The following is a 10,624-nucleotide window of genomic DNA, read 5'->3' as shown; positions in this document are numbered from 1 at the left end:
ACTCGCCTCCAGCACCTTGACGGTCTCGGCCACCGTGCTCGCGACCGGCTTCTCGCAGAAGACGGGTATGCCTTGCTCGCAGGCCCTGATGATGATCTCGACCCGCGCCCGGACCGCGCGACCACGCGGCTGCTCCACGCCCACCTGCGCGCGTACCTGGCGCGCCATCCCGGTGCCGCGGCCCGCATCGGCTGGGCCGGCGCCCTCGTGCTGGCCGCGGCGGGCAGGGAGAAGGCGGCGAGGAAGGCGGCGGCGCGGGCCATGGCCGCCGCGGAACGCCTCGCCACACCGTACGACCACCACCGGGCCGAGCTGCTGGCCCGTACGTTATGAAGCGAAAGCGCAGGTCAGACGGGTATTGGGTTTGCCGGGCGGCACCGGGTACGGTCGGGACCATGCACGCGTACCGGACCGGATTCGTGACACTCGCCACAGTGGCCGCGCTGTCCGCCGCGTGCGGCGGCGCCGCGCCCGCCGCGCCCGCCGCGCAGAAGACGGCGCCGCCCGCGTCGCCGTCCCGGAGCCGGTCGCCCGCCGGGCAGGCGCTCGCAGGCAAGACCATCGTGATCGACCCCGGGCACAACGGCGGGAACGCCGCGCATCCCAAGGAGATCAACCGCCAGGTCGACGTCATCACCGGCAGGAAGCCGTGCAACACGACCGGCACCGAGACCGACGCCGGATACCCGGAGCACGCCTTCACCTGGGACGTCGCCAAGAGGCTCAAGCCGATCCTGGAGAAGATGGGCGCCAAGGTCGTGTTCACCAGGCCCGACGACAAGGGCGTCGGCCCGTGCGTCACCGAGCGGGCCGCCATCGGCAACGAGGCCAGGGCGGACGCGGTCCTGTCGATCCACGGCGACGGCGCCGCCCCGGGCGGGCACGGCTTCCACGTGATCCTGCCGGGGCTGGTCGCGGGGCACAACGACGCCATCGTCAAGCCCTCCCGCCGGCTCGGGGTGGCGATCAGGAACGCCTATCACTCCGGCACGGGGCTCCCGTACTCCACCTACACCGCCGTGGACGGGCTGCAGACCCGCACCGACCTGGGCGGACTCAACCTCTCCACGCGCCCTGCGGTGTTCATCGAGTGCGGCAACATGCGCAACCGCGGGGACGCCGCCAAGATGTCCGACCCCGCCTTCCGCGAGCGCATGGCCCAATCCCTGGCCGGCGGGCTCAGGAAGTTCCTGGGCTAGCGGCCCCGTACGCGCGCAGGAACGCCGCGACGGCGGCCTCGGAGAGCCGCTCCAGGTCGGCTTCCGTGTAGTGGTCGCCGCCTCCCCAGAACATGACCTTGTTCACCGGTATCCACAGCAGCAGGCCCACGAAGTGCTCGGCGGCCAGTTGGGGGTCGTCCAGGCGGAGCAGCCCGCGCTCCGCCAGACGTTCGAAGGCGGTGGCCATGGTCCTCAGCGAGCGCTCGAAGCCCTGCTGGTACCAGGTGCGGCCGAGGTCGGGAAAGCGGTCGGCCTCCGCGATCACCAGCCGCCGCAGGCGGAGCAGGTCCTGCCGCATGAGCGCGCCGAGGAACTGGCGGGCCAGCTCGCCCAGGTCCTTCTCCAGGTCGTCGCTGTCGTCGAGGGCTGCTGTGATCAGCTTGGCCAGTCCGTCCACCCCACTCGTCGTGTCGAGGATGATGCTGGTGAACAGCTGCTCCTTGTCGGTGAAGTGCTTGTAGACGGTCTGCTTCGAGACCGCTGCCAGCGCGGCCACCTCGTCCATGCTCGCGCCCACATAGCCGTTGCGCAGGAAGACCGGCCGCGCCGCGTCCATGATCTGCCTGCGCTTGCGTGCCGTGCGGCCGTCCTCTTCCGCTGCCATGACCACTCCTTCGCGCTTCGACGAAATCAGAGTACTAGACAGTTCCGTACTGCTTTGAGTACTGTACCGTCTAGTTCCCCAAGCGACCGAGGACGTTCCATGAGTGATCTCCAGAAGCAGGTGCAGGAAGCCGCCGACAGGCTCGTCGAGTCAGGCGAGGAGCGCGGGCTCCAGGTCGCGGTCTATCGCGACGGCGTCCAGATCGTGGACGTGGCGGCGGGTGTGGCCGACCCCGAGACTGGGCGGCCCGTCACGTCCGAGACGCCCTTCTACAACTTCTCGATCGGCAAGGGCGCCACCGCCACCGTCGCCCACGTGCTGGCCGGGCGGGGGCTGTTCGGCTACGACACGCCGGTGGTGGAGCTGTGGCCGGAGTTCGGGCGGCACGGCAAGCAGGGCGTGACCGTACGTCACGTGCTGTCGCACACGGCGGGCGTCCCCGGCGTACCGCTCGACACGACGCCCGAGGACGTCTGCGACTGGGGCAAGATGGTCGCCGCGCTGGAGGACGCCGAGCTGTGGTGGGAGCCGGGCACGAAGGTGGGCTACCACGCGTACACGTTCGGGTTCCTGGTCGGCGAGATCGTCCGCCGGGTCACCGGCAAGCCCATCTCCCAGGTGCTGCTCGAGGACGTGGCGGGGCCGCTGGGCGTGGGCGAGGAGCTCTACTTCGGGATGCCGGAGAAGGAGCATGCCCGGCTGGCCAGGCTGGAGGACGCGCCGGTGGACATGTCGGCGTGGGGAGAGATGCCGGCGGACCTGCCGATGTTCAAGGCGGGGCCGATGTCGCTGATGCCGACCGCCGAACTGGGCAACCGGCCCGACTACCTGTCCGCCGACATCCCCGCGGGCGGCAAGACCTCGGCCAGGGCCATCGCGCGGATGTACGCGGCGCTGCTCGGCGAGGTGGACGGGACGCGGCTGATCTCGCCCGAACGGCTGCGCGAGGTGACGGCGGTGGCCTCCAGCGGAGTCGACGAGGTGTTCGGCATGCCTTCGGCGTGGGGGCTCGGGTACGGCATCGGCGGCCCCGACTCGACGGCCGAGATGAGCCCGACGGTCTTCGGGGTGCCGGGCGCGGGAGGCAGCGCGGCTTGGGCAGACACGGCGACCGGCACGGCGTTCGCGCTCACCAAGAACCGGCTCACCAACGACTTCGCCGCCGTCGGCCAGATCGGCGCCATCGTCAAAGGCGCCTGACGCCCTCCCATCCTTCTTCGGTCACCACTTCGTGCGCCTTGCCCCCAAGGGACGGCCACCACTGACCGCGGTCACATAGGGGTCGGCCGAAGGGCTCACCAAGACGCTTTTCCCTCAAAAAGGACGGCCACCACCGACCGCCGTCTCATCGAGACCGGCTGGTCAGCCGTCACGGCACAGTGGTTTGCCGCCGACCACGCAGGCGATGTCGTCGAGCTGGCAGCTCAGCAAGGTGCCGTCCATGCCGAGCACGAGCACGAGATCGCGCCTGGACGGATGAGCCAGCATGACCCTGCCGACCACGCCATTATCCAAGATCACGGTCGGACGGCCTGCCGCGTTGTCCATGCCCTCGTGACTCCTCTCAGCTGCGGAACGGAACCCGTTCCCCACCAGGATGCACAGGTGTGTGCCATGAGCGCATCGGCCATCCGGCTCTAATTCCGGTCCTGAGGTTGGAAAGCCGTGGAAGACTTGCTCCAGCAGGCGTTACGGAGGTAGTGATCTTGCGCACCTGGCTTACTGATCGGTTCGGTTTGAGGGTCCCCTTGGTGGGTGCGCCGATGGCGGGGGTGGGCGCGGGCCGGCTGGCCGCCGCGATCTCCGAGGCCGGGGCGCTGGGCGTGATCGGGGCCGCCTCCGCCGCCACAGGGGAGTGGATCACGAAGGAGGCCGCCGTCGCGGGCGGCGGGCCGTACGGGGTCGGGCTCATGGCCTGGGCGGTGCCCGGCAACCCGGCCCAGCTCGACGCCGTGCTCGAGCTCCGGCCTGCGATGGTCTCCGTGAGCTTCGGACCGTACGCGCGCTATGTCGAGGAGCTCCGGCAGGCGGGCATCACGGTGGTCACCCAGGCGGGCACCACCGACGAGGCCCGCGCCGCCGAGCAGGCCGGGGTGGACGCGGTGGTGGCGCGCGGTGCCGAGGCCGGCGGGCACGGGCGCGACGAGGTGGGCACCTTGCCGCTGCTGCAGAGCGTCCTCGACGCCGTGCGGGTCCCGGTGATCGCGGCGGGCGGCATCGTGACGGCACGCGGGCTCGCCGCCGTGCTGGCCGCCGGCGCTGCCGGGGCGTGGGTGGGCACGGCCTTCATGGGATGCGTGGAGACCTCCCTTTCCGAGCGGGCCGGCGATCGGGTGCTGGCCGCGGAGGAGACGGGCACCGCGTACGGCCGGGTCTTCGACATCGCCCAGCGCCTCGGGTGGCCGCCGGAGTACGGCGGGCGGGCGTTGCGTAACGCGTTCTTCGACCGTTGGGCAGGGCGGGAGGACGAGCTGGCCACTGACGACGCCGCCCAGGCCCTGCTGGAGGCGGCGCGGCGCGAGGGCGACTTCGACACCGCCTACATTTACGCGGGGCAGGGCGTGGGGATGGTGAACGAGCGGCGTACGGCGGCTGACGTGGTGGCCGGCTTCGCCGCCGCCGAGCGGCTCCTGACCCGCTTCACGGCTCCTGACGCCTGACGGCGGCCGTGGTCGCGCCAGGAGCGCGCAAAAACGAGAACGTGTTCTGTTTCGCCTGCCATTCCCGTTGAAGGGACTTCGCCGACCTCGGCCTTCCGCGCGGAAGCGCCGAGTAGTATGACGTTCGAGTCGTACGCGCCTAAGGAGACGGCCCCCCGTGACCGAGCTAGAACGCGTTCCGCCCGGCGTGGACCCGACTGTTCCCAGCTCCGCCCGGGTGTACGACTATCTGCTCGGCGGCAAGGACCACGTCGCGGTCGATCGGGCGGTGGCCGAGAAGCTCCTCGCGGTCGCACCGGACACGCGCCAGGTGGCCAGGGCGAACCGCAGGTTCCAGGTCGAGGTCGTCCGCCATCTGGCAGAGCAGGGCGTGCGGCAGTTCATTGATCTGGGCACCGGCATCCCGACCTCGCCCAGCATCCACGAGACCGCCCGCTCGGTGAGCCCCGCCTGCCGGGTGATCTACGTGGACCACGATCCGGTGGTGCGGCTGCACGCCCAGGTGCGGCTCGCCGACTCGGCCGGCGTCGCCAGCGTCCAGGCCGACCTGCGCCGCCCCGCCGATGTGCTGTCCGACCCCAATGTCACCGGTCTGATCGACTTCGACCAGCGGGTGTGCGTGCTGATGGTCGGCGTGCTGCACTACGTGATGGACGAGGAGGATCCCGCCGGCATCGTGGCCGCGTTCAGGCAGCGCATGGCGCCCGGCAGCCATCTGGTGATCTCCCACTCGATGGCGGAGAGCGACCCTCAGGCGATCGCCCAGCTCACGATGGCGACGGCCGGCACCCCTGCGCAGACGCGGTTCAGGACCCGGGAGGAGGTGCTGGGGTTGTTCGACGGGTTCGAGCTGATCGGGCCCGGCCTGGTGCCGGTCCACGACTGGCACATCGGCGAGGAGCCCCACATCCCCCACCTGAACGGCATGCCGCAGCTCCGCGTCGACGGTGGGGTCGGCCGGCTCAGAGCTTGATGCCCTTGATGATCTTCGCCAGCTCGGGTACGAGGGGCCGGCTGGCCATCACGGTGACGACGACTCCCTCGCGCTCGACCCAGCCCGCGTACCTGCCGTCGCCCAGCGCGCCGTCGCCCTCTTGGGTGAGCACCTGACGGCCGCCGATCTTCGCGGTCCTGGTGTCTCCGGAGAACGTCCTCATGTCGAACGGCCCGTTCTTGAGCTGCGCCAGCTCGCTCGCCTTCGGCCAGCACACCACCCTGACCCACAGCGACCGCTGCTTGGGGTCCGCGTTGGGGCGGTCATCCCCCCACTGGTAGCCGTACTCGGTGATGCCATGGTGCTTGCTGACGACGACCCCGCCGTACGTGAAGCCCTTCGGGATGTGGTTGACGCGGACTCCCTTGATGGCGGCGGCTTCTGCCAACGCCCGAGCAGGCCGAGGCGTTGAAGATGACCCTGCGCGCCTGCAACCAGGCCGCCAACCAGGTTTCGCAGGTGGCCTATGAGATGGGCATGTTCGGCAACTATCAGCTGCGCAGGCACCTGTACGGGGAGTTGAAGGCCGCCGGATTGTCGGCCCAGCCCGCTCAGCACGTGATCAAGAAGGTCGCTGATGCCTACGCCACGTTGCGCGGCCTGATCCGTAATGGGCGCCTGGGCGGCCCGCGTTCCCAGTGGCGCCGCAAGGCGGAGTCCAAGCCGATCGCCTTCCGCCCTCAGGCTGCCCAGCCGTTTGACGATCGGTGCCTGTCCTGGCAGATCGACGCCCGCACCGTGTCCATCTGGACGGTGCGGGGCCGCTTGAAGAACATCTCGTTCACCGGCTCACCGCAGCAGCTCAAGACGCTCGCCCTGCACCGCAGGGGCGAGAGCGATCTGATCTTCCGGGACGGGATGTGGTTGTTGTCGGCCACCTGCCAGATCCCCGAAGCGCCGATGAACGCCGCCCCGGACGGGTGGCTGGGAGTGGATCGGGGGATCGTCAATCTGGCGACCACCTCGGACGGGACCAACTACAGCGGGCAGAAGCTGTCGCATTACCGGCGGCGGATGGCCCGCATCCGAGCCGGGCATACCGAGCGCAAGAACCGTCCCACCCGGGACACCTTCACCTGCAGGTCGTGCGGGTTCGCTGGACCCGCCGACCACATCGCCGCCCTCAACGTCGCCAGACGGGCCAGGGTGGCGTGGGTATTCGTCAACATGCCCAACGACCGCGCCATGGAAAGCGAGGTCAGTGCGTCCCGAGCCGGTCAGCCAGACCGGACCGCGAGGCGCAAGCCCAGGACTTCAGCCCTGGGTCGTTGAGTAGCTCTTGAGCGTGATGTCGGTCGCGAACTTGTCGGTCAGCTTCATCATCAAACCGAGCAGGAAGCTGTACTTGAACATCCAGTTCCGTATCCGGAGCCTGGCCGGGGTGCCGGGGGCGAGGAAGGGACCCGCGTTGCCGTTCTCGGTGATCTTGGCGTACCCGCGCATCTGCGCCTCGTACTGTGCGAAGGCCACGTGGTGATCGCCGCCGGCCGCGGCCAGCTCGCCCGCGAGCACGTACGCGCCCACCATGGCCAGGCCCGTGCCGAAGCCGCCCAGGGTGTTGCCGTACGCGGAGTCGCCCAGCAGCACCACGCGGCCCTGGCTGTAGCGGTCGATCGTGACCTTGCTGAGGGAGTCGAGGTAGACGTCCTGGGAGCGGCGCACTTCCTCCATGACCGCCGGGACCTTCCAGCCCATGCCCGCGTACGCGCGGGCCAGGATGTCCTTCTGCTGCCGCATGTCGTACCGGTCGTAGTCGAGGCGCTCGGAGGCGAAGACGAAGAACGCGGGCGCCTTCGGCCCGCCGACGGTGGCCATCCTGCCGGGCTCGTTGTACATCCTCGGCACCTCGCCGAAGGCTGCCGGGACGTCGACCAGGGCGTAGTAGTGGCCGAGGAACTCGACGTAGTCGGCCTCCGGGCCGAAGGCGAGGCGGCGCACGTTGGAGTGGATGCCGTCCGCCCCCACGACCAGGTCGAACGTGCGGGGGGCCGAGCGCTCGAAAGTGACATGGACGCCGCTGGGGGTCTCAGTCAGAGAGGTGATCGAGTCGCCGAAGACGTACTCGCAGTTGGGGGCGGTCCTCTCGTACAGGAGTCTCGACAGGTCGCCGCGCCTGATCTCGATGTCGCCGCCGGTGAACTCGCCGGGGATGACCGCCAGGCTGTGGCCGTTCGCGTCGACGATCTGCTGGTCGGCGCCGCCGGTCTGGAGCGCCTTGACGTCTTCGAGTATCCCCATGCGGGTCAGGACGGTGCGGTGGGTCTCGCCCTTGAAGTCGACGGCCTGCCCGCCCAGGCGGAGGGCCGGGGCCTTCTCGACGACGGTGACGTTGAAGCCGTAGCGGGTGAGCCAGTGTGCGAGGGCGGGGCCGCCGATGCTGGCGCCGGAGATGAGGACGTTGGTGTTCTTCATGCCCCGCAGCCTCGCCGGCGGCGCTGACAGCAGGGCGACTACCCGCTGACAGCCACGCCCGGCTCTGTCAGCGGCTCCTACCAGACACCGGGACCGAGGTTCGCGGTCAAAGCTGTGCGCGCGTCGTCCCAGCTCATCGACGCGCCCTTGGCGAACGCCGACGCGAACCCCTCCGGCCCGAGTGCCTCCGTGGCGGCGACAGCGATCCTGGCGACGTCCCGATCCCCCGCGACGGCCATGCCACGCAGCGCAACACCCACGCCGAGCAGCAATGCCGCCCGCCCCACCGAATCCTCGCCCGACGCGCCCGTGCCGCCGAGCAGGCAGTGGCCCGCGAGGCCCTCCGCGGCGTCTGCGAGGTGGGTGGCCAGCGGCGACTTCAAGGCGGCGGCCAGGGCCTCAGCGTGCCGGTCGGCGGCCGCCACGGCGTCGCCCGACGCCTCGGCCAGGCGGCCGAGCGCCGTGAGCACGTGCGCCCGCACCCCTGTGGACGTGAACGCCCCGCTCTCCGAGACGGTCAGGGCCGCGTCGAGCAGACGGCCGGCCTCCATCAGGTCGCCCTCGAACCGCGCGATCTCGCCCAGTCGCAAGTGAACTTCCGCCAGCAGCTCCGGCCTACCGAGGCGCCGCACCAGATCCCCGGCCCGCTCGCAGTCGGCGCGTGCCGCCTGGACGTCGTCCGCCCGCCAGTGCGCGTCGGCCCGCCGGACCAGCACGTCCACCAGCTCCTCCATCGCGCCGAGCTCCTCCAGCAGGCCGACCGCGTCCTGCCACAGGCCCATGGCGCGTCCCCACTCTCCGCGCCAGCCGGCGATCACCCCGAGCCAGTCGAGCCCCTGCGCCTTGCCCCAGCGCTCGCCCAGGGAGCCGAACTCCGCGAGCACCGACTCCAGCTCCTGCTCCGCGACCGCGACCTCGCCGCTCAGCAGTTTCAGCAGCGCGCGGCTGAGCCATTCGAGCGCTCTGCTCCACGGGTCGGCCGCGAGTACCCGCCCGGCCAGCGCCTGCGGCTCCGGCGGTCCCACGATCATTCCCCACAGGGCCGGGCCGAACCGGTACCGCATCGGCCGATCGAGCGACTCGAGGACCGCCCGGGCCTGCTTCCAGTGCGGCGACCCGGCGTCGGGTACGGCGTGCAGCACCACCAGCGCGTACTCCTCCGCCAGCTCGGGCCCTATCGCGTCGAGGAGGCGCACGGCATGCGGGGTCGCCTGGCCCCGCCGCCCGCTCAGCCACCAGTACATGGCGAGCGCCGCCACGAGCCGCGCCGCCGTCGGCCTGTCGTGCTCCACGCTCCACCGCAGCGCCGCCTGCAGGTTCGCGTTGTCAGCCGAGAGCAGGGCCAGCCACTGGAGCTGCTCGGCGCTGTAGAGGTGGTCGTCGGCGCGGCGGGCGAACTCCAGGAACCAGGCGGCGTGGGCCGCCTTCAGCCGTTCCTCCTCGTCCGCCTCCGCCAGCCGCTCCGCGCAGAACAGGCGGATGGTGTCGAGCATGTGGTAGCGCTCGCCGTCGGTCTCGATCAGCGACTTGTCCACCAGGTCGGCCAGCAGGTCGGCGCTGTCCGCGCCGCAGACCCGTTCCACCGCCTCCAGGCTCGCGCCTCCGGCGAACACGGAGAACCTCCTGGCCAGCTCCTGCTCCTCCGCGTCGAGGAGGCTCCAGCTCCACTCCACGACCGCGTACAGCGTCTGGTGGCGAGTCGGGGCGGTACGGTCGCCGCGCGACAGAAGCCTGAACCTGTCGTGCTCGGCCAGCCGGGTGGCGATCTCCTCCACCCCGAACGTACGCATCCGGGCGGCCGCCAGCTCGATGGCCAGCGGCAGGCAGTCCAGCGCCGCGCAGATCCGCAGGACGGCGTCCCGGTTGCCGGGCCCGACCGCGAACTCCTGCCGCACGGCCGCCGCCCGCTGGGCGAACAGCCTGACAGCCGGGTCGGTGGGCAGGGGCGCCAGCGGGACCAGGTGCTCGCCGGTGATGCCCAGCGGCTCCCTGCTCGTGGCCATGATCGCCAGGCCGGGAGAGGCGGCGAGGAGGCGGCGGGCCAGCGCTGCGACTTCGGAGAGCACGTGCTCGCAGTTGTCCAGGACGAGGAGGAGGTCCTGCTCGGCCAGCGCCGCCATCAGGCGTTCGGCGGGGTCGGGGAGCCCCCGCAGTGCCGACTCGCGCAGTCCGAGCGCCGCCAGCACCGCCCCCGCCACCTGCCCGGCCCCCTCCACCAGGGACAAGTCCACGAAGCACGCCTCCCGGGTCTCCCCGAGTGGGGTGGCGGCTTCGATGGCCAGGCGGGTCTTGCCGATGCCGCCGGGGCCGACGAGCGTCACCAGGCGGGCGCCGCGCAGAGCGCCCAGCCGCGCGAGCTCCTCCTCCCGCCCGACGATCTGGCTCAGCTGGGCCGGCGGCGCGACCCGCCGGACCTGGTGCCGGTCGGCGCGCAGGATCGCCAGGTGCAGGGCCGCCAGTTCGGGTGAGGGGTCGGTGCCGAGCTCGTCGGCGAGCAGGCGGCGCGTCTCGTCGAAGACCGCGAGCGCCTCGGACGGCCGCCCCGCCGCCTCCAGCGCGCGCATCAGCAACCCGCGCGGCCGCTCGCGCAACGGATGTGCGGCCACCAGGTCCTGTAGCGCGGCCACCGGGCTGCCCTCGGGCAGGCCCAGCTCGGCCTCCATCAGGTCTTCCACAGCGGACAGCCTGAGCTCCTCCAGCCGGAGCGCCTGCGGCCCCGCGAACGGCGCGTCGG

At 71.1% G+C, this 10,624-nt stretch carries 12 protein-coding genes; 6 read left to right on the top strand and 6 right to left on the bottom strand.

The features are described 5' to 3' along the window. On the bottom strand, nucleotides 1–168 hold a 168-nt coding region (locus AB0J09_RS41890), incomplete at its 3' end, for a Gfo/Idh/MocA family oxidoreductase (protein WP_360703893.1). Nucleotides 169–207: 39 nt separating this feature from the next. Here AB0J09_RS41890 and AB0J09_RS41885 point away from each other — a divergent pair. Together AB0J09_RS41885 and AB0J09_RS41880 are read left to right on the top strand one after the other, a co-directional pair. Then, nucleotides 208–333, top strand: a complete 126-nt coding sequence (locus AB0J09_RS41885) for a hypothetical protein (protein WP_360703890.1) — start codon at nucleotides 208–210, stop codon at nucleotides 331–333. A gap of 62 nt (nucleotides 334–395) precedes the next feature. Further along, the gene (locus AB0J09_RS41880) at nucleotides 396–1,199 is read left to right on the top strand and encodes an N-acetylmuramoyl-L-alanine amidase (RefSeq protein ID WP_360703887.1); all 804 of its coding nucleotides are present in this window, start codon (nucleotides 396–398) and stop codon (nucleotides 1,197–1,199) included. On the opposite strand, the gene AB0J09_RS41875 is transcribed toward AB0J09_RS41880, so the two are convergent. Beyond that, nucleotides 1,180–1,824 carry a TetR/AcrR family transcriptional regulator gene (locus tag AB0J09_RS41875; RefSeq protein WP_360703885.1) on the bottom strand — a complete coding sequence of 215 codons (645 nt, stop codon included), beginning with the start codon at nucleotides 1,822–1,824 and terminating at the stop codon, nucleotides 1,180–1,182. The two genes, AB0J09_RS41880 and AB0J09_RS41875, sit on opposite strands and share 20 nt — an antisense overlap. 99 nt (nucleotides 1,825–1,923) lie before the next feature. Here AB0J09_RS41875 and AB0J09_RS41870 point away from each other — a divergent pair, with 99 nt between their 5' ends. Then, complete coding sequence (locus AB0J09_RS41870; protein WP_360703882.1) at nucleotides 1,924–3,024, top strand: serine hydrolase domain-containing protein; 1,101 nt, start codon at nucleotides 1,924–1,926, stop codon at nucleotides 3,022–3,024. 162 nt (nucleotides 3,025–3,186) lie between these two features. Here the strand turns inward: AB0J09_RS41870 and AB0J09_RS41865 are convergent, their stop codons facing one another. Next, the gene (locus AB0J09_RS41865) at nucleotides 3,187–3,372 is read right to left on the bottom strand and encodes a hypothetical protein (RefSeq protein ID WP_345000866.1); all 186 of its coding nucleotides are present in this window, start codon (nucleotides 3,370–3,372) and stop codon (nucleotides 3,187–3,189) included. A 152-nt stretch (nucleotides 3,373–3,524) separates the two neighbouring features. On the opposite strand from AB0J09_RS41865, the gene AB0J09_RS41860 reads away from it, so the two are divergent. Together AB0J09_RS41860 and AB0J09_RS41855 are read left to right on the top strand one after the other, a co-directional pair. Then, complete coding sequence (locus tag AB0J09_RS41860; RefSeq protein ID WP_360703879.1) at nucleotides 3,525–4,484, top strand: nitronate monooxygenase; 960 nt, start codon at nucleotides 3,525–3,527, stop codon at nucleotides 4,482–4,484. 157 nt (nucleotides 4,485–4,641) lie between these two features. After that, nucleotides 4,642–5,457 (top strand): SAM-dependent methyltransferase, encoded by an 816-nt coding sequence (locus AB0J09_RS41855; RefSeq protein ID WP_360703876.1) that lies wholly within the window; start codon nucleotides 4,642–4,644, stop codon nucleotides 5,455–5,457. Here AB0J09_RS41855 and AB0J09_RS41850 read toward each other — a convergent pair. Further along, entirely contained in the window at nucleotides 5,447–5,866 is a 420-nt protein-coding gene (locus AB0J09_RS41850; RefSeq protein ID WP_360703873.1) for a hypothetical protein, read from the bottom strand. The two genes, AB0J09_RS41855 and AB0J09_RS41850, sit on opposite strands and share 11 nt — an antisense overlap. A gap of 26 nt (nucleotides 5,867–5,892) precedes the next feature. Here AB0J09_RS41850 and AB0J09_RS41845 point away from each other — a divergent pair, with 26 nt between their 5' ends. Beyond that, nucleotides 5,893–6,750 (top strand): hypothetical protein, encoded by an 858-nt coding sequence (locus tag AB0J09_RS41845; protein WP_360703870.1) that lies wholly within the window; start codon nucleotides 5,893–5,895, stop codon nucleotides 6,748–6,750. Here AB0J09_RS41845 and AB0J09_RS41840 read toward each other — a convergent pair. Then, nucleotides 6,733–7,890, bottom strand: a complete 1,158-nt coding sequence (locus AB0J09_RS41840) for an FAD-dependent monooxygenase (RefSeq protein WP_360703868.1) — start codon at nucleotides 7,888–7,890, stop codon at nucleotides 6,733–6,735. The genes AB0J09_RS41845 and AB0J09_RS41840 overlap by 18 nt on opposite strands. A gap of 77 nt (nucleotides 7,891–7,967) precedes the next feature. Next, a partial coding sequence (locus AB0J09_RS41835; protein ID WP_360703865.1) for a BTAD domain-containing putative transcriptional regulator occupies nucleotides 7,968–10,624 on the bottom strand: 2,657 nt, incomplete at its 5' end.

It is taken from the genome of Nonomuraea sp. NPDC049784, assembly GCF_040659615.1.
Lineage (GTDB): Bacteria > Actinomycetota > Actinomycetes > Streptosporangiales > Streptosporangiaceae > Nonomuraea.
This window is presented reverse-complemented; position numbering and strand designations above follow the sequence as displayed.

Bases quoted from the DNA above. Each gene is read 5' to 3' on its own strand.
- AB0J09_RS41880 (WP_360703887.1), top strand. From the start codon at position 396: ATGCACGCGTACCGGACCGGATTCGTGACACTCGCCACAGTGGCCGCG.
- AB0J09_RS41875 (WP_360703885.1), bottom strand. From the start codon at position 1,824: ATGGCAGCGGAAGAGGACGGCCGCACGGCACGCAAGCGCAGGCAGATC.
- AB0J09_RS41870 (WP_360703882.1), top strand. From the start codon at position 1,924: ATGAGTGATCTCCAGAAGCAGGTGCAGGAAGCCGCCGACAGGCTCGTC.
- AB0J09_RS41865 (WP_345000866.1), bottom strand. From the start codon at position 3,372: ATGGACAACGCGGCAGGCCGTCCGACCGTGATCTTGGATAATGGCGTG.
- AB0J09_RS41845 (WP_360703870.1), top strand. From the start codon at position 5,893: ATGACCCTGCGCGCCTGCAACCAGGCCGCCAACCAGGTTTCGCAGGTG.
- AB0J09_RS41840 (WP_360703868.1), bottom strand. From the start codon at position 7,890: ATGAAGAACACCAACGTCCTCATCTCCGGCGCCAGCATCGGCGGCCCC.